Source organism: Acinetobacter sp. 161(2023) (assembly GCF_037027805.1).
Lineage (GTDB): Bacteria > Pseudomonadota > Gammaproteobacteria > Pseudomonadales > Moraxellaceae > Acinetobacter.
Map to the genome: position 1 here is coordinate 1 of NZ_JAZEYD010000005.1, position 22,668 is coordinate 22,668.

Annotated in this window: 21 protein-coding genes, 1 tRNA gene and 1 pseudogene; 11 read left to right on the top strand and 12 right to left on the bottom strand. The window is 38.0% G+C overall.

What is annotated here, in order from left to right:
• Positions 1–41: 41 nt before the first annotated feature.
• From WA249_RS05565 to WA249_RS05575, 3 genes and pseudogenes are all read right to left on the bottom strand, one after another.
• Positions 42–1,128: pseudogene (locus WA249_RS05565) on the bottom strand (DUF6670 family protein).
• A gap of 17 nt (positions 1,129–1,145) precedes the next feature.
• Positions 1,146–1,979 (bottom strand): CDP-diacylglycerol--serine O-phosphatidyltransferase, encoded by an 834-nt coding sequence (pssA, locus tag WA249_RS05570; RefSeq protein ID WP_336166929.1) that lies wholly within the window; start codon positions 1,977–1,979, stop codon positions 1,146–1,148.
• A gap of 41 nt (positions 1,980–2,020) precedes the next feature.
• On the bottom strand, positions 2,021–2,878 hold the full coding sequence (locus tag WA249_RS05575) for a 23S rRNA (adenine(2030)-N(6))-methyltransferase RlmJ (protein WP_336166931.1): 858 nt from the start codon (positions 2,876–2,878) through the stop codon (positions 2,021–2,023).
• Positions 2,879–2,995: 117 nt separating this feature from the next.
• Between WA249_RS05575 and WA249_RS05580 the strand changes: the two genes are divergently transcribed.
• Both WA249_RS05580 and WA249_RS05585 read left to right on the top strand, forming a co-directional pair.
• Positions 2,996–3,601 (top strand): 2OG-Fe(II) oxygenase, encoded by a 606-nt coding sequence (locus WA249_RS05580; RefSeq protein ID WP_336166933.1) that lies wholly within the window; start codon positions 2,996–2,998, stop codon positions 3,599–3,601.
• A 67-nt stretch (positions 3,602–3,668) separates the two neighbouring features.
• Positions 3,669–4,196: a hypothetical protein gene (locus WA249_RS05585; RefSeq protein ID WP_336166935.1), complete on the top strand. Its 528-nt coding sequence runs from the start codon at positions 3,669–3,671 to the stop codon at positions 4,194–4,196.
• 55 nt (positions 4,197–4,251) lie between these two features.
• Here WA249_RS05585 and WA249_RS05590 read toward each other — a convergent pair whose 3' ends face one another.
• From WA249_RS05590 to WA249_RS05605, 4 genes are all read right to left on the bottom strand, one after another.
• Complete coding sequence (locus WA249_RS05590; RefSeq protein ID WP_336166937.1) at positions 4,252–4,497, bottom strand: DUF2789 family protein; 246 nt, start codon at positions 4,495–4,497, stop codon at positions 4,252–4,254.
• A 176-nt stretch (positions 4,498–4,673) separates the two neighbouring features.
• Positions 4,674–5,660 (bottom strand): malate dehydrogenase, encoded by a 987-nt coding sequence (locus tag WA249_RS05595; RefSeq protein ID WP_336166939.1) that lies wholly within the window; start codon positions 5,658–5,660, stop codon positions 4,674–4,676.
• Between the two features lie 211 nt (positions 5,661–5,871).
• A complete protein-coding gene (locus WA249_RS05600) occupies positions 5,872–6,534 on the bottom strand; it encodes a ribonuclease T2 family protein (protein WP_336166941.1) in 663 nt (220 codons plus the stop codon).
• Positions 6,535–6,590: 56 nt separating this feature from the next.
• Positions 6,591–8,534, bottom strand: a complete 1,944-nt coding sequence (locus WA249_RS05605) for a lytic transglycosylase domain-containing protein (RefSeq protein WP_336166943.1) — start codon at positions 8,532–8,534, stop codon at positions 6,591–6,593.
• Between the two features lie 287 nt (positions 8,535–8,821).
• On the opposite strand from WA249_RS05605, the gene miaB reads away from it, so the two are divergent.
• The 3 genes from miaB to ybeY are packed head-to-tail and all read left to right on the top strand — an operon-like array spanning position 8,822 to position 11,891.
• Positions 8,822–10,273 carry a tRNA (N6-isopentenyl adenosine(37)-C2)-methylthiotransferase MiaB gene (gene miaB / locus WA249_RS05610; RefSeq protein WP_336166944.1) on the top strand — a complete coding sequence of 484 codons (1,452 nt, stop codon included), beginning with the start codon at positions 8,822–8,824 and terminating at the stop codon, positions 10,271–10,273.
• Positions 10,274–10,310: 37 nt separating this feature from the next.
• Positions 10,311–11,399 (top strand): PhoH family protein, encoded by a 1,089-nt coding sequence (locus WA249_RS05615; RefSeq protein WP_336166945.1) that lies wholly within the window; start codon positions 10,311–10,313, stop codon positions 11,397–11,399.
• A 9-nt stretch (positions 11,400–11,408) separates the two neighbouring features.
• Entirely contained in the window at positions 11,409–11,891 is a 483-nt protein-coding gene (gene ybeY, locus WA249_RS05620) for an rRNA maturation RNase YbeY (RefSeq protein ID WP_336166947.1), read from the top strand.
• 100 nt (positions 11,892–11,991) lie between these two features.
• Here the strand turns inward: ybeY and WA249_RS05625 are convergent, their stop codons facing one another.
• Positions 11,992–12,876: an energy transducer TonB gene (locus WA249_RS05625; RefSeq protein ID WP_336166949.1), complete on the bottom strand. Its 885-nt coding sequence runs from the start codon at positions 12,874–12,876 to the stop codon at positions 11,992–11,994.
• A 232-nt stretch (positions 12,877–13,108) separates the two neighbouring features.
• Here WA249_RS05625 and WA249_RS05630 point away from each other — a divergent pair, with 232 nt between their 5' ends.
• The 3 genes from WA249_RS05630 (at position 13,109) to WA249_RS05640 (ending at position 15,297) form a co-directional block, all read left to right on the top strand.
• Positions 13,109–13,780 (top strand): hypothetical protein, encoded by a 672-nt coding sequence (locus WA249_RS05630; RefSeq protein WP_336166951.1) that lies wholly within the window; start codon positions 13,109–13,111, stop codon positions 13,778–13,780.
• A gap of 156 nt (positions 13,781–13,936) precedes the next feature.
• Complete coding sequence (locus WA249_RS05635) at positions 13,937–14,650, top strand: DUF3108 domain-containing protein (RefSeq protein WP_336166953.1); 714 nt, start codon at positions 13,937–13,939, stop codon at positions 14,648–14,650.
• Positions 14,651–14,721: 71 nt separating this feature from the next.
• Positions 14,722–15,297 (top strand): xanthine phosphoribosyltransferase, encoded by a 576-nt coding sequence (locus tag WA249_RS05640; protein ID WP_004789579.1) that lies wholly within the window; start codon positions 14,722–14,724, stop codon positions 15,295–15,297.
• 47 nt (positions 15,298–15,344) lie between these two features.
• Here WA249_RS05640 and wrbA read toward each other — a convergent pair whose 3' ends face one another.
• Positions 15,345–15,953, bottom strand: coding sequence for an NAD(P)H:quinone oxidoreductase (gene wrbA / locus WA249_RS05645; RefSeq protein ID WP_005301334.1), 609 nt, complete (start codon positions 15,951–15,953; stop codon positions 15,345–15,347).
• A gap of 360 nt (positions 15,954–16,313) precedes the next feature.
• On the opposite strand from wrbA, the gene WA249_RS05650 reads away from it, so the two are divergent.
• Positions 16,314–17,561, top strand: coding sequence for a YihY family inner membrane protein (locus WA249_RS05650; protein ID WP_336166957.1), 1,248 nt, complete (start codon positions 16,314–16,316; stop codon positions 17,559–17,561).
• A 105-nt stretch (positions 17,562–17,666) separates the two neighbouring features.
• Here WA249_RS05650 and WA249_RS05655 read toward each other — a convergent pair whose 3' ends face one another.
• On the bottom strand, positions 17,667–18,308 hold the full coding sequence (locus tag WA249_RS05655) for a fumarylacetoacetate hydrolase family protein (RefSeq protein WP_336166959.1): 642 nt from the start codon (positions 18,306–18,308) through the stop codon (positions 17,667–17,669).
• A 39-nt stretch (positions 18,309–18,347) separates the two neighbouring features.
• Positions 18,348–18,845: a YcxB family protein gene (locus WA249_RS05660; protein WP_016140124.1), complete on the bottom strand. Its 498-nt coding sequence runs from the start codon at positions 18,843–18,845 to the stop codon at positions 18,348–18,350.
• Between the two features lie 223 nt (positions 18,846–19,068).
• Between WA249_RS05660 and WA249_RS05665 the strand changes: the two genes are divergently transcribed.
• On the top strand, positions 19,069–19,761 hold the full coding sequence (locus tag WA249_RS05665) for a nitroreductase family protein (RefSeq protein ID WP_336166962.1): 693 nt from the start codon (positions 19,069–19,071) through the stop codon (positions 19,759–19,761).
• Positions 19,762–19,874: 113 nt separating this feature from the next.
• On the opposite strand, the gene WA249_RS05670 is transcribed toward WA249_RS05665, so the two are convergent.
• Positions 19,875–19,951, bottom strand: a tRNA-Arg gene (locus tag WA249_RS05670).
• 576 nt (positions 19,952–20,527) lie between these two features.
• Here WA249_RS05670 and WA249_RS05675 point away from each other — a divergent pair.
• On the top strand, positions 20,528–22,609 hold the full coding sequence (locus WA249_RS05675; RefSeq protein WP_336166964.1) for a beta strand repeat-containing protein: 2,082 nt from the start codon (positions 20,528–20,530) through the stop codon (positions 22,607–22,609).
• The last annotated feature ends 59 nt before the right edge of the window (positions 22,610–22,668 follow it).

Here is a 22,668-nt window from a genome sequence, read left to right on the forward strand (position 1 = left end):
CCCCTTTTTCAATATTACCGCAACAACAGTTCGTTTTTTAATCAAAAATGATAAAAATAGTCATTTTTTATATAAACATGGTTGTAAAAGCATCAATTTATCTAAAATTTTCTCGTCTTGATTCTTTTCCTGCCACCTAAGGGGGCGACAATCAATATATTCACAATATCCACCCTCACCTTGTAAGCACTGTTCATTCCAGCTTAGTTGGTACTGAAAGCTTCCAACATATCCAGCAGCTAATCCAAACTTGTAGTCGCCACGGCTTTGTGCATAAAGTTCAAAAATAATTTTTCCATTTTTTTTACACTGCCAAGAAAATTCTCTGGGCAAATACATCTCTCTACCGTTTGGTGTTCTAACTTTTGGATAAACGCGATGGATATGTAAATTTACATCTTCAGTAAAGCTTTCAACAGGCTTCCCAAATTCTTGAATATCTAATCTTGAACATAAGATGATATTCCACTGATTTCTTATTTGTGAAAACGTAAGCTGAGTCGTTTCATTTAAATTAATGATTTGGCATGTATAGAAACATAAAGATAAAAAAGGTAAATGTAGAGCTCTTGCATGCTTAAACTTTCCTAATCCTTCAACTTGATACTTTTGCCCTTTATAAAAAACTTCACCCTCACACAAACATAGTGTTGACCAATAGTCCGAAACACCCCACTGCAATGCAGAGGTATTAGAGATATTTTCTGGAGTCTGAATAGTAAGATTGCAACCCATTTCTAGGTCTAAGCGCTGAAGATGGATCTTTGGGATTTTCCACTCAATCAAGTCTGTTTTATCAAACTGATATTGGTCTGAGTCAAACTGGCATTGCCGCCGAATAGAATAAGTTTTTAAATGTCCCACACTATGTTGGCTATTACTGACAAGCACAGTTGCCGTATCGATTGCCGAAGTTGTAATTGTGTGTGCGTTATAGCAAAGAGGAATGCGTGGCTGTCCAACTAGACTAATGTAATTAAAATAACGCAGTGGAGCAGGAAGATTTGGAAGGATTAAGCCTTGATAAACGATTTTAAAAAAACCACGAGAAGGTTGATATACAACCCTCTCTTTAGCATTAAGGCCCAGCTGCTGTAATTGATTAATTTGACTTATCAACTTAGGCATACTGAACCTCTTCTATTTTATGTTTTTATTGTTTCGTTACTCTTGCGTGCAAATAGTGTCGTAACAAAACCAGAGAGAGCATAGATAATTGAAACAGTCAAAATGCCCATTGGAATATTATAAGTGATTGCTGCAAAAATCAGTACTACTGGCAACATAACTACAAAGGGAACGCGTTTACGATCCATTTGTTTGAAAGAGTAATATTTAATATTGGAGATCATAAGTAATCCCACAACAACCATAATCACAGCATTAATGCTTTTAATCGTAATATCACGTAAATCAAAAATGAAAGGATAATCGCGAGCAACCCACACGAGTGAAATAATGATAATGGCAGCGAGTGGGCTCGCAATCCCGATAAAATAGCGCTTATCAACGACACCAATCTGAACATTAAAACGTGCTAAACGGAAAGCTGCACATGCTGTATAGACAAAACAACAAGCTAGTCCAATGCGACCTAAATCATGCAAACTCCAGCTATACATCAGCATTGCTGGAGCTACACCAAAAGCTAATAAGTCTGAAAGAGAATCATATTGCTCGCCAAAAGCGCTTTGTGCTCCAATCGCTCGAGCAACTCGACCATCTAGACCATCAAGTAGTGCTGCAATAAAAATAGCATAGATAGCTTGGGTAAAATCCCCATTCATACTTGCAATAATGGAATAGAAACCAGACAACAAAGCGGCTGTCGTAATTAAGTTAGGCCAAAGATAGATTCCTCGACGCTTTACTTTTTGTCCTTCCGGATTATCTTCTTCTTCAACCACTTCGAATGTAATCCCATCAAATGAATGTTCATTATGAGTTAAATCTTGCTCTGGTTTAGGCGCATTTGTCATTATTTTCTATTCCAAACATGTGCATTGATTTAAGTTAACTGTTACTCACCTACTAACCAGCGAACAGCAGCGTGACCACCAGTTTCTTGCATGCGTAGATGCGGGAATAACCACTGTAGTGCTTGGTCTGCTTGTTCCGAGAACTGCCAAGGTGGGTTAATCACTAATAGACCACAACCATTCAAACCTACAGGTGTGTCATCTGGCCATACACAAATTTCACAGATTAACTGACGACGAATTCCCGTTTTAAACATTTTCTTTTCAAAACGCTCAATCATCGGTCGGTCTTTAATTGGATACCAAACTGCAAAAACGCCTGTTGGCCATTTCTTATGAGCTTGTTGTAACAGTTCAACTAATTGCGGAAAATCTTTACGTTCTAATTCGTAAGGTGGGTCAATCATGACCAAACCACGTTTTTCTTTTGGCGGAATTACACCAAGCAGGCCTTCGTAGGCATCACGCTCATGTAAACCTGCACGTTTATCATAAATGTTGTGTCGCAATTGTTGAAAGACATCACGTTGCATTTCAAAAATTGTTGCTTTATCAATTTCACGCATACCTTGCAAAGCGAACCATGGTGAACCTGGATAACTGCCTTTGCCTTCTTCAGAGCGCAGCTGTTCTACCAACTTCAAATATTGCTGGATTGCTTCAGGTGCCTGACGCTTTTCCATTTCAGATATTTGAACTAGACGGTGAATGCCTGTAAGAAACTCTCCAGACTTTTGTGCAGGCGCCAGAGATAAATCATATTTTCCTGCACCTCCATGCGTATCGATATAACGATAAGGTTTATCTTTAGCATTTAAACGGTTGAGAAGCTGTAGCAAAAGCACATGCTTCATAACATCTGCAAAGTTGCCCGCATGGAAATGGTGACGGTAATTCATGTTGACTTTAATTCCTCAATTCAACAAATAGTTTAACATGAAAAAAATATTCTTTCGTAAGGTTGTGATCATCTAAAATAGAGCAGCTTGATATTTTTACGATCTACTCGAGGTTATATGCTCTCTCACCCGCTTCCAGACTCATGGGATCTGGATCAAATTCTAGATGATTTAAATACGCATGGCTTTGCGATTATTAATCACGCCTATTCGGATCAATATCGCGCTCAAGTCGCTAACGAGTGTAGCCATCATATTGATGAATTTAGAGAAGCTGGTATTCAAAACGGCGTAATGAGTAATATCCGTAGCGATCATATTCTCTGGATTAATGATCAACTTCCTATTGCTCAACAGCATATTGAAACCTTAACTTCTTTCTCACAGAATCTAAATCAAGCATTCTATTTAGGAATTAAAGAGGTTGAAGCTCATTTCGCCCGTTATGGTTTGGGTGAGTTTTATGCTTTACACCGAGACAATCCTCAACAAAAAAATGATCGTATTATTTCAACCGTTTATTATTTACATCCAGAATGGCAAGAAGATTGGGGTGGTCAATTACGACTGCAAGATAAAAATGAGAAGTGGCATATCGTTAATCCCGACCCAAATCGACTTGTAATATTTCAAAGTAATTTATTACATGAAGTATTACCCTCTAAACAACAAAGACTCTCCATTACAGCTTGGCTTCGTAGCGGAAATTCGATTTGGGTTTAATAGTTACTCTTTAAATTTGGTAAATGAACCCGATATAAAAGCTATTGATTAAAGAAGGTAATGGCGTATGTCTATTGAAAGTAAAACAATTGTCAGCCGAATTGGTGAAACAGACCAACTTTATTTGACTGAAAATACGCCTGAGCTTGCTTTGGAGCGTGCTGAGTTACGCATGCAACTGGTCGTATTAAGTCGTGTTCGTCAGGAACAACTTCATTTTTTACAAGAAGCGATTGTTTTGCTTGAACAAGCTCGTATGGAATATGAAGAAATGCCATTGAGCTTATACCTTAATTTGTCTCTACACTTGGCCAAAGCTTATATGCTTTATTTTGAACTAAATAAAGAAAAACGTTTTGCGTTGATTACTCAACAAATTTTGAAGCCATTAGCACACCATGAACATGCGGATATATATTTCTTCTTGGCTTATGCGTCAGCAGCTCGACAAGAGTCAGCATTAACACGACATTGGTTAACTAAATATTTATCAACAAGCACATGTGATCTTGAATTGATTCATGACCAACCTGCGTTTGACCTGATACGTCATGAGCCATGGTATAAAGATCAATTAAAAATAAAGACACATTAAACACTTAATGTAATTAGGCGTGTTTTATACATTGAATATAAAACACGCCTTAGTTTTATTTATTCAGGCTATCTTCATGTAGTTGTTCATTAAGCTCATCAATAACCACAATCCATTCATCATCTTTTTCCCAGTGGCTCTTTAAAAAATCACTTTGACTTTTTGACAAAAAAGAGGCTTCATGTAATTTCTGTTCAGCTGGCAATTGATGTGTTTTGATAAAGTCTTCAATGCTTGCCTCATCTGAATCTAAACCTAGCTGATCAAATAAAAGCTCTAAAGTAGGTTGCTGCTCAAACATTATTTTTCTCCTATAACTTATTTTAAATCATCTATTAACTAATCTAACAATAAAAGCTGTTTATATGCATGATAATGTTTATATTTTCTTGTTGTTTTTTGTGTTTCATTTCAAATGATTGAATATAAAAAAGCACTCTAAAAAGAGTGCTTTTTTTAACTTATCAAAAAGATAAATTATTTCAACATGTCAGCAATTGCTGCGCGTTCTTCTTCAAGCTCATTTAACGTAAAGTTAATACGTTCACGGCTGAATTCATCAATTTCTAAACCTTGAACGATTTTGTATTCACCATTCTCAGTTGTTACAGGGAAACCAAACATAACGCCTTCTGGAATACCATAAGAACCATCAGATGGAATACCCATAGTTACCCATTTGCCGTTTGTACCAAGTGCCCAATCGTGCATATGGTCAATTGCAGCGTTAGCAGCAGAAGCAGCAGAAGACAAACCACGTGCTTCGATAATCGCAGCACCACGTTTACCAACAGTTGGAAGGAACACATCTTTGTTCCATGCCGCATCGTTGATTTTGTCTTTTAAGCTTTCGCCATTTACAGTTGCAAAACGGTAATCAGCATACATTGTTGGAGAGTGGTTACCCCAAACTGTTAAGTGTTCGATATCAGCAACTGCAACACCAGCTTTTTGAGCAACTTGAGTCAACGCACGGTTATGGTCAAGACGCAACATAGCAGTAAAGTTTTTAGCTGGAAGGTCTGGAGCAGAGTTCATAGCGATGTAAGCGTTAGTGTTTGCAGGGTTACCTACAACTAATACTTTAACGTCACGACTAGCAACTTCGTTTAATGCTTGACCTTGACCGATGAAAATTTCACCGTTAACTTTTAACAAGTCAGCACGTTCCATACCAGGACCACGTGGACGAGAACCAACCAATAAAGCATAGTCAGCATCTTTAAATGCAACTTTCGGATCATCAGTCCCGATCATGCCAGCCAATAAAGGGAAAGCACAGTCATCAAGTTCCATCATTACGCCTTTAAGCGCTTGTTGAGCTTTTTCAACTGGAACTTCAAGCAATTGTAAAATAACAGGTTGATCTTTACCTAACATTTCACCGCTTGCGATACGGAATAATAAGCTGTAACCAATTTGACCTGCAGCGCCAGTCACGGCAACACGAACGGGTTGCTTCATGTAATTGTCTCCAATGAGTGTCCTTAATCTAGCTAAATAGGAATTCCATCTAACTAAATCATCATAAACGGCAAAGATTGTACTCTAAAGATGTGGCAGATGCATGTAAAAGCGACTCATTTTCACCAAAAGTCTGATAGAAAATACAAATTAATATTTACAAAAAGATTCAATGCATGGTCAGCATTTTTTTACGAAATGATCGTCATCTTTAGTAACTACCTTTAATTGTGATTTCACCTGGGCAATTCGATACCACATGATTTGCACATTGTTTATATTGACCTTTTACCGTGTAACACACCTTCACTTCCGTTAAAACAACATCTGAACGCGATAACTGACAAGTCAAACGAATACCATTTTGCGGCAGGCTCGGATTAAGACGAGTAAATTGCTGTTTTAAAGCTGACTGTTGAATTTCAACATTTGTCGAACTTGTAAGGCTAGCTGGAATTTTTAAACGCTCAGCAAAGTTAATAACTGTCCGGAAATATTGACTTGCATTCATAGGAACGCATCCCCCTACATTTTTCCAAAGCTGTACGCGCGCATTATTGTCAGGCATGACCCGAGCTACAACTTTGGCTTGCAATGGAGAAAGAGCGGCCGAACTTTCTGTTGAACAATCAGTTTGATTTGTTTCTGGCATAAGACCCGTAATTGTCAGTGAATATCCTTCAAGACATTTACGTTGTTTTTGTTTAGAGGGATCTAACGCACATGCGGCAGGTGTCATTTGTACATGCATGACATATCCCTGTAAATTAACAGGTTCGGCATGTAAAACGGAACTCATCAATCCTACTCCTGCACAGATAAGCCACCATGCAAGTTGCAAAATTGAACGAAGTTCCAAATATCTATATTTCATTTAATTAAAACTTGAATATGCCAATTAAAAGAAGATCCATCATCAATCACCTAAAATTAAGGCGATGTACGCATTGGAATGACTTTCATACGTTGTGACAATGATTGAGCCCCTTGGCCCAATACCACGCCATAATGTGTTGCATTAGTCATAACATGCTTGACATAGTCCCTGGTTTCTAACAATGGAATTGTCTCTGTATATTGGTCAGCCGAAATTGATTGAAAGTCCGGTTGCCAACGTCTTGCCCGATTAGGCCCCGCATTATAACCCGCCGTTGCCAAAACTGGATTATTGCTTAATTGCCCCTGAATCATCGACAAATAAAACGTACCATATCGAATATTGGTATTCATTTCATTTAATGCCGCTGGATTATAGGTTTCACCCATTTGACGCGCAATCAACTTCGCTGTATCGGGCATAATTTGCATAAGACCGCCAGCTCCAACATGAGAACGTGCAGAAGTAACAAATCGACTTTCTTGTCGCATTAAACCATAAGCCCATGCTGGATCAATTCCTGCATTGTAACTATGACTTACAACATTAGTCTTATGCGGCGTCACATAGCGATAGGTGTCATTATGTTTATTCTTTGTACGATCTGCTGCATAAATAGCGCGATCATACCACCCCATATCATGAGCACGCTTTGCAGCAGCTAACAACACACCATCATCATGTTGAAGATAAGCTTGTCGAACAGCCCAGTTCCACTCTCGGTTAGTATAAGTTGGATTTGCATTTATACGTCTTAAAGTAAAAGCACGATTAAAGTGAACATTCTGATCTAAACGTCTTAAATCACTTGCAGTTGGCTGATCATCATAAGGTTGGTGATTATAACGTTCACCCAAACGATCTTTAGCTAAAAGGTTGTGATAGTCATCGCCACTTTCAGCTAACTTTTTATAAATACGTTGCGCAGTATTTTTTGAATTACTGTCATTGCGCTGCTCTGTTGCACGTGCAAGCCAATATTGCCAGCGATCTTCTTGTTTTTGTGTCACGCTCATAGCATCGATAGCACGAATTAAACTTTCCCACGCACCAAATCGAATTGCCTGACGCGCATAAATTTCAGCTTCTTCAGGACTTAGAGGATAACCGTAACTTGCATCAAAATATTGAAGAACTTCACGATTGAAATTATTTTTCATAACCGTGGTGCCACCAATATAAGCTACCGTTCGATATAAATACTTTTGTATATTCTCTGGTGTACCTTGCGCGACGCGTTGGACATTCGAAAAAGCATTAGGTAAGTCATTATTAGCCAAACGACCTAATGCAAAAATTAAATAAGCATAGTCTGTATCATTTGTTTTAGGCGCACTCCACAAATAATTGAGTGGGTTAGCCTGAATTTGATTAAGCTGAGCCAAGGACAGATTCATACCTAAAGTCTGTGCCGTAGCAAGGGCCTGCCCTGTTAAACCAGAACGTAACTGCACCCAAAGGCGCTGTTGTTTATCTTGCTGATTCATTAATGGACTAGATAACATCAAGCGTCCTAAACCCACACAAGATTCAGGTTGTGATTCAGTAGCTAGCCAAACATCTTTGTATTCAGCAAAGACTAATGCATCACCAGTTTTCGCTCTCACCTGTGCCACTGCGCAATTTTCAGCCTGATCAGGATTAGTTACATAAAATAGTAACGGTTGTGCCGATGCAAAGTCAGATTGTTTAACTTTTTCTTCAACATAATCGGCTGCTAATTTCTCAGCCATTGCTGATTGAGGATAACGTTGAGCAAAACTTACAATCGAAGCTGAAGGTTGAAAGCCAAGATTGGTATTAAGTTTCCAATATTCTGGATAGTACCCCAATACATCATTTTGCATGGCAAGCTGATATTGGTCTAATAATGCCGTATTACCACTATTTGCAGCGTTTAATGCATCATTAAACTGCTCTTCGGCAGCATAGGTAAATGAACAACCAAGTAAACACATAGCTCCTAACCAGCTACGATGCATATATTTATTTTTCATTACACGACTATGGATTGATGAGCTCTTTCTACTTGGTCTCATAAATGTGTTAAACCCTGACTATTCACCTTCAGCGCATAGTTTAATTAGTCTTCGTGCTTTCTTTTGTTGTGTTATGTAACTATCTGATTCAACATCATTAAAATTCACATAATTTACTTCAAAAAAACCATGACATGTTCTGAAGGTTTACTGTTATCGGTTAGGTCCAAATACTGCTATAATAAATGGTTTGACCCATTTTGGGCCAATTTATTCTTTTTTAGATCGATCTGTTAGGAGCCTGCATGACGGTTCAAACCTTCATTCCCAATGGTGCCAAAGCTGCCTCAGAAAACACTGTTACCCAGCCAACGCACACCGCTGATGTTTCAATAAAAAAACTTTATATTGAAACTCAAGGGTGTCAGATGAATGAGTATGACAGTCACCGTATGGCAGACCTTTTAGGGGACTCTCACGGTTACATTTTAACAAGCAACCCTAATGAAGCAGACATTCTGCTCATGAATACGTGTTCTATCCGTGAAAAAGCACAGGAAAAAGTATTTAGTGAATTAGGACGCTGGCGCAAACTAAAAGACAAAAATCCAGATCTTGTGATTGGTGTCGGTGGGTGTGTTGCCTCTCAAGAAGGTGACAATATTCAAAAACGTGCGCCTTATGTAGACATGATTTTTGGCCCTCAAACATTACACCGTTTACCACAAATGCTTGATCAACATAATGCTCAAGTAGAAAAACCGAAAAAAGACAAAATCAAACTGGTTGATATTTCTTTCCCAGATATTGAAAAATTCGACTTTTTACCAGAACCACGTGTAGAAGGCTTTAAAGCATTTGTTTCTATTATGGAAGGCTGTTCTAAATACTGTTCTTTCTGTGTAGTTCCATATACACGCGGTGAAGAAGTTTCTCGACCTTTAGACGATGTACTCGCAGAAATTGCAGGTCTTGCTGAAAAAGGTGTTCGTGAAATTTCACTTCTTGGTCAAAATGTAAATGGTTACCGTGGTGAAACCTTCGAAGGTGGCATCTGTACCTTCCCTGAATTGTTACGACTCGTTGCAGAAATTCCGGGTATTGGACGCTTACGCTATACAACATCGCACCCACTAGAATTCTCTGATGAGCTTATTCAGTGTTATGAAGACTTACCTCAAATGGTGTCACATTTACATTTGCCGGTACAAAGTGGTTCGAATGATGTTTTAAAAGCCATGAAACGAAATCACACGATTGATGTATATATTGATAAAATTGTGAAGTTACGCAAAATTCGTCCAGATATGCATTTATCAAGTGACTTTATTATTGGCTTCCCTGGTGAAACCGATGAAAACTTTGCAGAAACATTGCAGTTTATCAAAGATTTAGACTTCGACCATTCTTATAGTTTTGTTTATTCAAAACGCCCAGGTACACCCGCATCTGACTTGCCAGACACCACACCTGAGCAAGTTAAAAAAGAACGTTTAGCTCAAGTTCAAAAAGTAATTAAGCAGTCTAGTATTGAAAAAACAGATGCCATGTTAGGTAAAATTGAACGTGTACTTATTGAAAAAGTATCGGATCAAGATCCTAATATTTTAATTGGTACTGCTGACAATACACGTCTGGTCACTTTCGTTGGTGATGCGACTTGGGTTGGCCGTTTTGCAGAGATCGAGATTACTGAAATTAAAACTTTAAATTTTGTTTACGGTGAGCTCTTGAATCTTGAACCTGACGTGGCGTAATGTAGAGGTATTCTAAAGTCTACTGAAAGGTTTTCTCTTGACTGCAGCGATTCGACGTACCGTAACATTTCCTGAAATTTCAATGGAACGTTTAAAGAGCATTCTAGGTGCCTATAATGGGCACCTGAAGCAAATTGAACAGCGTTTAGATGTCAAAATTACTCATCGTGGAGATGTTTTTCACATAGATGGTGAAATAGATGCTGTTGGGAGAGCCGAAGCATTATTGCAACGACTCTACGAAGAGTCCGAGGTATCCCAGCAAATCAGTGCTGATCTATTACACCTCCTCATTCAATCTTCACAAACTGAACGCAATTTCGAATTGGTTGGTGATGAAATGGATGAGCATGATGCGCCGCTAGATGTCTATTTCCAGACTCGAAAAGGCCGCATTAATCCACGTGGTGCCAATCAAAAACGTTATGTACAACGTATTTTACAAAGCGATATTTCTTTTGGCGTAGGCCCTGCTGGTACAGGTAAAACCTATTTAGCAGTTGCTGCCGCCGTAGATATGCTAGAACGTAACGAAATCCAGCGGATTTTACTTGTACGTCCTGCTGTAGAAGCTGGAGAAAAGCTCGGTTTCTTACCCGGTGATTTAACCCAGAAAATTGACCCCTACCTACGCCCTCTTTACGATGCCCTTTACGAAATGCTTGGCTTTGAAAAAGTTGCCAAGTTAATTGAGCGTCAAGTAATTGAAGTTGCACCTCTTGCATATATGCGTGGTCGCACACTTAACCATTCATTTGTCATTCTGGATGAAGCTCAAAACACTACCCCTGAACAAATGAAAATGTTCTTGACCCGTTTAGGTTTTGGTTCTCGTGCAGTAATTACAGGTGACATTACTCAAGTTGATTTACCTCGAGGTCAACAATCTGGTTTGGCACACGCACTTCGCGTAATCGAGAATATTACAGAAATTCATATTACCCGTTTCCATTCCCGCGATGTTGTACGTCACCAACTGGTTCAAAAAATCGTTGAGGCTTATGAAGGTTGGGATGGTGAACAACAGCGTCTTAATGCTGAAGCACGTGCTGAACGTAAAGCCCGTCAGGAAGCATTAGTCGCTGAGAACGATGCAGCAGCAGACTTGCAACATCAGGATGCTTAAGGATTCATTTTGAAAATCAGTTTAAGTTTACAGCAAGACCTTCAATTACCTGAGTTAGAGCTCAAACGAGCTCAACTCAAAAAAATTATTGAGACAACTTTACGCCACGTTGGTTATAAAGAAGACTGCGAAATTGGCGTTGCTTGTGTCGATTTAGCAGAAAGCCAACAACTTAATCTGCAATATCGAGAGAAAGATAAACCAACCAATGTTTTATCATTTCCAAGTGATATTCCCGAAGAAGTTTTACCAATGCTCGATGCCTTTCCTCTGGGTGATTTAGTCATTTGTATTCCAGTGGTATTGCAAGAAGCAGTTGAACAAAAGAAAACTGCTCAAGAACACTTTGCGCATTTATTAGTACATGGTGTTTTACATTTGCTCGGTTATGACCATGAAACCAGTGATGAAGATGCAGAGGAAATGGAAGGGATTGAAGTCGAAATTCTAGCAAAGCTGAATATAGACAATCCTTACCAAGAACAGATCTAATCATTCTTAATTAGATGAAAAATATCGTCTGTCTTCAGATGGGATTTTTCTAATTAACTAAAATCAATGTGGATAAGCTCAAACTTATCCACATTTTTTATTAATGTACTTCAAATTCTGCTTGAGCCGGATCGAAACGCCACGTACGTACAATACGTAATTCAGAAATATCTTTCATATTGGCATCGAAATGCCCAAATGGTGCGCCGCGACGTACTGAAGACTTAGCAGCTTCATCCAATACCGAATGCCCTGAACTTTCAAGCAATCGAATTGCACGAATCCCACCTTGAGCATTTAAAACAACCATTAACCGGACTTCACCTCTTAGCTGTTGTTGTTTGGCTTCTTCCGGATAATAGCGATTACCATACAACTCCACTTTTTCACGGAACTTATCTAAATAAGCAGCCGATGCATCTTTCTTCGCTTGAATTCCATCTACTGTTTTGATTTTTTGTTGCCGGCTAAAATCTTGTCTACGTTGTAAATATTGTGCTTCAAGGCTCGCAACCATCGCAGCTTTTGCCTGAAACTGACTTTGTAATTGTTCTAATTCTTTTTTCCTTTGACTCGCATCAGCTTGTTTTTGCCAACTCAAAACAGTCATTAAGACTTTTTCTTCAAATTTAAGCTCTCTTTGCTGCTGAACCTTTTGCAAACTTTCTAACTGTGCATCTCCAGTTGAAGCATCGTTGAGCATAGGATTTGGGGTATTACTAGAGGTACGGTGGGCTTCACGAAATGCGCCTGAACCTTGCTGGTCCGCTTGTGCTAAAAAGTCTGCCTGCTGAACTGGGTCATTGCTTGGTCGAATTGAAATTGCAATCTCTTTAGTCGACTGCTCTGATGGGTTAGGCATCGCAAAGTGAATGAGCAATACAAAAATATGCAGTAAGATTGCCAATATTGTCGCAGCAATAAACACTCGGTCTTGCCACCAGTGGTAAAAAGGCTCTATGGATAGACTTCTTTTGTTCAACATAATTTTAAAAGCATATAAATGCCTTTTCCCCACGGTTTAATACCGAATAAAATATAAACTGATATTCAAATCTGGATAAAAGTGTGATTCACTTCAAATATCGAGTTTTATCCATTTTCATTTTGTCAAAATGTATCAATTAAATTTGTTACACTGCAATATCAAAACTCGTTTTTTATCATAATAAAGATTGTGTTGGTTCTTAAGTAAATTATCTTCTGGAAGTTCTTTTATGCAAACGCTATTTTCCTCATTAGTCAGACGCCTTAAAAAAGTCTACCAAAAAGCAGAAGCATTCATTGAAGAAGAACGAGATTTTACGCTATCCCAAACCTTTCTGAATGCAACTTTGCAACGTTATGTCACCAATAATGTTGAGTTTTTAGATGACCTTCATACTGATCTTTACCATGACTGGCTAAGATTATATGCCACCATGCATGTAAAAGGACTAGAGACGACACTATCTGTTGATTTAAAACTGATTCAGATGGAATTTAACAAAGAACAACAGCTTTTAGTTTTTGAACAAATTAGTAATACACAAATTATTGAAGCGAAATATAAAAACTTTTGGCAAAAGATTGCCGTAAAAGCCGCAGTTTTTTACTACCATAAAATTTTGAAAAAAGATCCCTTGGGAATGATTCTTGAACGCTTTAACGTAGCAGAAGAACGTGATGAACTCATATTTCTTAACCTGAACCGCTGGTTTGGTAAAAAGGCTAGTATTATCGAGACATTAGGTAAAGTACATGTAAATTACGCACGAGTTCGTGAGGCTGAATTAGTCGTATTTGGAAATGTGAATTTAGCAGCGCTACTTTATCGTGATCAGGACGATGATTTTGAAGATGAATTAGAAGATTCTGAAATCACACCAATCAAGCAAAAAGATGTATAAAGCTGTTTGAATAAAATGAATTAACTGCCAAAAAACACAAATAGATTACACATTTAGCATAAATCCTGATTTTTTCTCCATGATCAGCAGGCATAATATGTTTAAGTTATAGATGCATCAGCACTGACTTTTCAGTCTGTACAAGGATATTTACTTATGGCAACAAAATTTCTGAAATCGTTTGGCATCGCAACAGGTATTTCAACAACTTTGCTTTTTGCAGGTTTCTCAAGCCATGCACTTGCCATGAGCCCATTTCAGGCAAATTATCAGTTCACTTATAATAATAAAGGTATGGGTTCGGCGACACGTGCCTTAAGCCAGCAAGGTAATAATTGGACTTATAATTTCACTGCAAAAGCAGGTGGAATTGCTTCAGCAAGTGAAACAAGTAAATTTAGTTTTGCTAATGGTAAAATTGGATCTCAAAGTTTTAGCCGTACCAGCAAAATTTTGATTCATAACAACACCATGAATATTAACTTTAATCCAAACAGCAAAACTATTTCTACCAAGAAAGATGATAAAGCTCGTTCATTTGCTTGGCAGGCTGGCGTACTTGACGAGCTAAATGCAGAATTACAAGTTCGTGAAGATTTAAAAAATGGTTCACTTAAAACTTCATACCCTCTTGCCGATGCAAAAGAAGTTGAAAATCGTCGTTTTGTAAAACAAGGCAATGAAAAAATTAAAACCTCTTATGGCACTTTTGATACCGTAAAAGTTGTTTTAGAACATGGCAGACCAGACCGTAATACTATTTTCTGGTTAGCACCTAAACTGGACTATTTACCAGTTAAAGTCAGCCACGTTGATGGTAAAACTTCTTATGGCCTGTTATTAACAAGTTATACGGGTAAAACGAATTAAAGCTTGCATTTTTTCGGATGCTTTTTAAAATACGCATTTGCTTTAAAAGCATCCGTCTAGAGGATTCTCCCGTGCACGCACTAGAACAGAAAATCTTAACAGAAGGTATCGTTCTATCTGATCAAGTCTTGAAAGTCGACGCTTTCTTAAACCACCAAATTGATCCTGTATTAATGCAGCAGATTGGTAAAGAATTTGCCGCTCGCTTTAAAGATGCAGGGATTACCAAGATTATTACCATTGAAGCATCAGGTATTGCACCTGCAATCATGGCAGGTTTGGAACTTGGTGTACCTGTAATTTTCGCTCGTAAATATCAGTCATTGACGTTAAAAGATGACTTATATCGCTCTAAAGTATTTAGTTTTACTAAACAAACTGAAAGCACGATTGCGATTTCAAACAAACACCTTCATTCAACTGATAAAGCATTAGTTATTGATGACTTCTTGGCGAATGGTCAAGCAGCATTAGGACTAATTGATTTAATTCACCAAGCAAATGCAGAAGTTGTGGGGGTTGGTATTGTGATTGAAAAATCATTCCAACCGGGCCGTGATTTATTGCTTGAAAAAGGCTATCGAGTTGAATCATTAGCACGTGTTCTTTCTCTTACAGATGGTAAAGTTACTTTTGTAAAAGAATAAATTGTGCAAATAAAAAAGAGCGGATATCCGCTCTTTTTTTTGGCTGTTTAAAGAGAAACTACAAGCTTTTTAACAACTTCACCCAAACGCTTACCTTGAGCTTCACACAAAATCTTTTCATCCTGACTTAAGCTCTGGTCATGGCGGGGTCCGCTTACATGACTTGCCCCATACGGTGTTCCACCTGTTTTAGTGTTAGATAAAGCTGGAATTGCATTTGGTAATCCCAGAATCATCATCCCGTGATGAAATAACGGCGGTAACATCGTGAGTAAAGTACTCTCCTGCCCACCATGCATTGATCCAGAAGAAGTAAAAACACAAGCAGGTTTATTATGTAATGCCCCATTGAGCCAAAGACTCGTCGTTTGGTCCCAAAAATATTTCATTTCACTTGCCATATTGCCGAAGCGAGTTGGGGAACCCAACGCAAGACCCGCACAATTCGCCAGATCATCTAATGTACAGTAGATATCGCCTTCTGCCGGAATACTTGATTCAGCTACCGTGACGACTGGAGCAATATTTGGCACTGTCCGAATTTTCACTGACATACCCGCTGATTCAACACCATTGGCAATTAAATGCGCCATTTCTTTAGTAGAACCATATTTACTGTAATAGAGTACAAGAATGTAAGGTTGCATCGGTTTCATAAATTTTGTTAAAAAGAACACTATACGGTATTTTTTATTTTTTTGGCGAAACCAATTTTATGAAATTCTAGAGGTGATTGATTGTTTAGCGTTAAAGGTAACACGAGCAAATTTCTCAAAATCGTTGAGTAAAAGGTTCACCAACTTTTGATGAATCTTATGATCACACAACAGAAAGCCAACTTTTTTGAAAAGATTATGGCTACAATTTTTTCTATAGCGCATAGTAAACTTACAGAACGACTTTAATTCTATAAGTTATTATTTTGCTTTAATCTACGATTTGAGTTCTTCAGCTCATACTTTGATAAGCTATTAATCGCCCAACATGATGATTAAAAAAATCGGGATAGACGACGCATGTTACAACGTTTTTTAAGTAAGCTTCCTTTTTATAATAAGACCTGGTTTCAGTTCGTTTTATATGTATTTAAACGTTTTGAAGCTGATCGGTGCCGTGAACAAGCTGGTTCCCTCACCTATACAACACTATTCGCAGTTGTACCGATGTTAACGGTTTTTTTAGTTATTATTTCTTCAATTAAAGCGTTAGAACCTGCAAGACAACAGCTCCAACATTTAATTTATAGTAATTTTTTACCTAGAAGCACTATCGCATTTGATAAAGCTTTAAATGCTTTCACAGAGAAATCGAGCAACCTAACCGTTATTGGTGTACTGTTTTTATTCGTCACTACCGTTTTAATGCTGACCTCAATTGAAACAGTCTTTAATCGTATTTGGCGTGTAAAAGAAACTCGTAGCGGCATTATAGGTTTTATGCGTTACTGGACCATCATCTCTTTAGGTCCGATTATCTTAGGAAGTGCATTCGTCATTTCCTCAACAGTCGCTTCAATGAATATTCTCAGCAATAATTTCGCAGGATATCAACTCGATGGATCTTTCATACTCTGGCTGATTTCGTTTTTATTGACCATTGTTGGCTTTTTTATTTTGTATTGGACTATTCCAAATCGAACAGTTCCAGTTTATTCAGCTGGGATAGCGGCCTGCTTAAGTGCTGTATTGTTTGAAATACTCAAAAACCTATTCAGCTTCGTAATGTCAAATTTCACCAGCTATGAACTGATCTACGGTGCATTTGCAGCGGTACCCATTTTCCTATTATGGATATTCCTTTCATGGAATATTATTTTGCTGGGGGTAGAAGTCAGTTTTGCTTTAACTGCCTTTCATTCAGGTAAAGTGCAAAAACGACATCCTGTTCTCATGTTATTAGATATTCTTGAATTGTTTTATAAAAAGCAAAAACTTGGTGAAAGTGTAAGTGATAAGGAAGCCTTAGAAATTTTAGGCCGTGGAGAAATTGGCCGTTGGCCAGCTTATGTACTTTTACTTGAAGAACAAAACTTGGTTAAACGCACTGATAAAGATGAATATGTTCTAGCACGTAATTTATCCCAAGTTGATTTCTGGAGTTTTTTCACAGCTCTTCCGTACCCATTGCCTTTACGTCAAGATGTCCAAAATGTGCATGATGACGATGAATGGATGGAAAAAATTGGACCAGCACTCATTGAGTCTAATGATTATTTGGCCGCAAAACTTTCTATTCCTCTCTCAACAATTTTTGAAGAGAAATAGAAAGATAAGACTATTTATTAATATAAAAGTCTTTCACTTCTAGACAATAAAAAACCCTATTATTGAAAAATAATAGGGTTAAAAATAGACTGTTTTAGAAAAGGATTATGCCTTTACAAAAGTTTCCCATACAAAATCTTGCGTTGCGCCTTTTAATGTCATTTTTAACTGATCACCCGAGTGTAATGGCCCAACACCAGCAGGTGAACCTGTCATAATTACATCACCCGGTTCTAGTGAAAAGACCTGATTAATATCTGTTAATAGATCACCAATCGTAAACATTAATAGTTCAGTATTTCCATCTTGACGTAACTCATCATTAATATGGAAAGTAAATTTGGTCTCTTGCCAGTTTGTAATTTCTTTTGTATCTACCCAATCAGCTAATACACAAGCACCATCAAAAGCTTTTGCACGTTCCCATGGGTGACCTTTACTTTTCAGATCATTCTGTAAATCACGCATTGTTAAATCCAGACCTAATGTCACAGCACCAATCGCTTTCAATGCTTTTGTAGGATCTGTTTCACCTTTTAAAGGCTGGTCAATCCGTAAAACTAATTCACACTCAAAATGACAACTGCCCCAAGCTGGATTCCAAGAAATACCGTCATTTAAACCAATCAAACTACTAGGTGGTTTAATAAATAATATAGGCTTGTCAGGCATAGCATTATTTAATTCTTTGACATGATCGGCATAGCTTCTGCCTACGCAAACGATTTTTGAAGGACGTGTATTCATGAGGCTTCCTTTGTTGTTGCGACTAATAATTCCAATAATTTATTTCTTAAATGTATTTTCAAATATCGTTTGATCTGAATCCTGTGCAAATGCGCGCTTTGGCACAATAATTACAGTTTTATTTTTCAACTCAAGCATGTAAGTCAACTTACCTTTAGCAAAGGTTTGCACATCCGCATATTGCACCACTTGCTTACGCTCACTGGAATAAAGCTCAAAATAATCTTGATAGAGATCAATTCCCTGCTCGCTCTTTCCAAACTGGTAACGAACAAATTGACGTTTAAATAACATCGGTAAAAGCCAGTAACGCATCAACCCTTGCATCACCAGAAAAAATAAACCTAACCCGACATAATATCGGCCTACACCAGAGAAACCTAAATAAAGTCCCCAAATAATAATTGCGATACTAATCGCAGGTGTGAGAAAACGGGTAAATTGTTTTTTCCCAAATGTTACCAATGAAAATCCATCTTGTGATTCTTCTAAATTCAAATAGTAACGTAAAGATAAAGCTGTTTTTTGCTCAGTCATTGCAATGCATCAATACTCAATAAATCGAAACTATTAGAGCATATTCATTTCAGCTTTAAAATGAATCAAAGGCTATTTTTTGTTTTGTTCAGAAGGCGCTGTTACGGTTCGGTTGCGAAATATTTTTCGTTGCATATATAGAACGTAGATTCATATTTATTGAGCTTATTTCACTTTTTAAAATTTCTACAATAAGAGCATTACCTTCTTAGTGGAATGTCTCATGTCTTTCTTTGCAAAATTATTTGGCTTAAATCAAAAAGCAACAGTCTCAAAAGATGTGGTTACGCAAACCACTCAAGAGACGAATATTTCCAATGAACCAAGCTTTTTAGAATTAATTAAAAAACGTCGTTCTATTTATTCAATAGGAAAGAACTTAAAACAGTCCCCAACTGAAATTGAAAAACTCATTCAAGAGGCTGTAAAACATAGCCCATCAGCGTTTAACTCCCAATCTTCTCGCGCTGTGATTTTATTTGATCAATCCCACCAAAATTTTTGGCATATAGTTTTAGATGTATTAAAAACAATTATTCCGGCAGAAGCCCTAACTGGAACTGAACAGAAAATTCAAAGTTTTGCGGCAGGTGCAGGTACAGTTTTATTTTTTGAAGACCAACATGTGATTAAAGGTCTACAAGAGCAATTTGAAACATATGCAGATAATTTTCCAATCTGGTCTGAGCACTCAACAGCAATTGCACAATTTGCAGTATGGAACGTGCTAGCTGAACAAGGTATTGGTGCTTCATTGCAACACTATAATCCAATCATTGATGAGCAAATTAATGCTGCGTTTAATGTTCCTGCTCATTGGAAATTAAGAGCTCAATTAGTATTTGGTTCAATTGAAGGTGAAGCAGGAGAAAAAGCTTTTATTGAAGATGAAAGCCGTTTTAAAACATTTAGCTAATCTTTCTACTTTTAATTCTTTTTAAAGCTGGTCGCTATGAGCACTGGCTTTTAATAGATTTGATAAAAAATAGGCACAAAAAAACCGCTATATATAGCGGTTAATTCTTCAAGTGGTGCGCTCAGAGAGATTCGAACTCCCGACCCCTTAGTTCGTAGCCAAGTGCTCTATCCAGCTGAGCTATGAGCGCGTACTTGATGTTGCGCATTATACGCATTTTTTAAAGCTTAGGAAGTCTTTTTTCATCTTTCCGTCATCAAACGTTTAGTTCTTAGCCAGAACTCTACTTTATATAAAATAGTAATTAAATTATTGATGTTTTTCTCAGCTAAGATGTATTTGAAATATTTTTTTTCAAATAAATTTTATAGACTTTTTGACGTATTTAGCCATATATCTAAAAGTCAAAGTCGACTATTTCGGTCAACATTATAGAAATAATATATTTCTAGTTAAGCTTTAACATGATAAACCCAAATAAAATTCATCTAATATAATGCTTCAAATGAGTGAAAATGTAAGAAAAACATAATTGATTAAAAAAATATTATATAAAAACTATTATTATTTTTATGTCTAAATTAAATAAATTGATATTTCTTTAAATGTTATTAGTATCAAAAATGTGACTAGAAATACACATTGACAGCTTTTGATATCTAACCAATACTAAATTCCAATTATTGAGATACAAATCTCATTAATTATGTAGCGCAATAAATAATACTTACTTAAAAATACATAATTATATAGGAAATAGACCAACATGTTTTTACTATCAAATCTCGTATCTTCGATCTCAAAAGTTACTCAAGGCTTGGGTAATGGCGTATCGGCAAGTACCACTGTAAACCCTGGCTCCTCTGTTGATGCACATGTTTCAACAGGCTTACTTTCAAATGTTATTTCCACAGTAACTAATACTGTTACCCACGTAACGACAGGTGTAGTTGGTACTGTTACTGGTACCGTCGGCTCAACAAATCCATTAGGAACAGTAACCAATATTGTTAGCGGTGTAACTAGTGGCCATCCACTTGATACTATTACAAGTACTATCGGCGGTGTAACTGGCGGTGCTACCGGCGGTAACCCTCTTGGTGCAGTAACTAATATTATTGGTGGCGTTATTGGTGGTGGTACATCACCTATTTCTCCAGTAGTTAACGTTGTGCAAAGTGGTATTGATGTTCTTCAAGGTGTTGAAAGCTTAAAAACTGGAATTATTAACACAGGAATTAATACGGTTGCGGGCACGGTAGTAGGTGTACTCCCTCAAACTGAACACCCTGTTACTGATATCGCTCACCTTGGCACTCTAACTTTCGAAACCTCTCGCGACACCGTGAACGGTGCTCTTGAAGTTGTATCTGATTTAGTGGGTGGTAATATCCAAGGTGCAACTGATCATGCAACGGGTGTTATCAATACTCTTGTTCATAATGGCACCACTGCGACTGGTATTTTAACTGACATTCTTGGTGGCGTAACTGGCGCTATCGGTGGTGTAACTGGTGGCGCTACTGGCGGCAACCCGCTGGGTACTGTTACTGACATTATCGGTGGTATAACGGGTGGTGCTACTGGTGGCAACCCACTTGGTGCAGTAACTAATATTATTGGTGGCGTGACTGGCGCTATCGGTGGTGTAACTGGTGGCGCTACTGGCGGTAACCCGCTTGGTGCCGTCACTGACATTATCGGCGGTGTAACTGGTGGTGCTACCGGCGGTAACCCTCTTGGTGCAGTAACTAATATTATTGGTGGCGTTATTGGTGGTGGTACATCACCTATTTCTCCAGTAGTTAACGTTGTGCAAAGTGGTATTGATGTTCTTCAAGGTGTTGAAAGCTTAAAAACTGGAATTATTAACACAGGAATTAATACGGTTGCGGGCACGGTAGTAGGTGTACTCCCTCAAACTGAACACCCTGTTACTGATATCGCTCACCTTGGCACTCTAACTTTCGAAACCTCTCGCGACACCGTGAACGGTGCTCTTGAAGTTGTATCTGATTTAGTGGGTGGTAATATCCAAGGTGCAACTGATCATGCAACGGGTGTTATCAATACTCTTGTTCATAATGGCACCACTGCGACTGGTATTTTAACTGACATTCTTGGTGGCGTGACTGGTGCTATCGGTGGTGTAACTGGTGGTGCTACTGGCGGTAACCCTCTTGGCACTGTTACTGACATTATCGGTGGTGTGACGGGGGGCGTTATTGGTGGTGGCACATCTCCTATTTCTCCAGTAGTTGATGTAGTTCAAAGCGGTATTGATGTTCTTCAGGGCGTTGAAAGCTTAAAAACCAGCATTATTAATACAGGAATTAATACAGTTGCAGACACTGTAGTTGGTGTACTTCCTCAAACTGAACATCCTGTTACTGATATTGCTCACCTGGGTACACTAACTTTCGAAACATCTCGTGACACCGTGAACGGAGCACTTGAAGTTGTATCTGATCTAGTGGGTGGTGATATCCATGGTGCAACTGAAAATGCAACTGGGATTATCAATACACTTGTTCATAACGGTTCAACTGCGACTGGTATTCTAACTGATATCATCGGTAATGCGACTGGTGCTATCGGTGGCGTGACTGGTGGTACAGCTGGCAGCAACCCTATTGGTGTCGTAACAGATATCGTGGGTAGCTTAACTGGTGGTGTGACTGGTGCAGGCGGTTCAGACGTTATTTCTAATTTATTAGGTGGATTAACTGGTAGCAACTTAGGTGGAGTAACTTCTACAGTATCGAGCGTAACAAATACGATTCATACTTTAGTACCTCAGTCATTACTTACTGATCACTTCTTAGATAATTCTTTCCATACTGTTTAATATCATTAAAAGAAAGCCACTTTTATAAGTGGCTTTCTTTTTTATTATAGTTTCAAAAT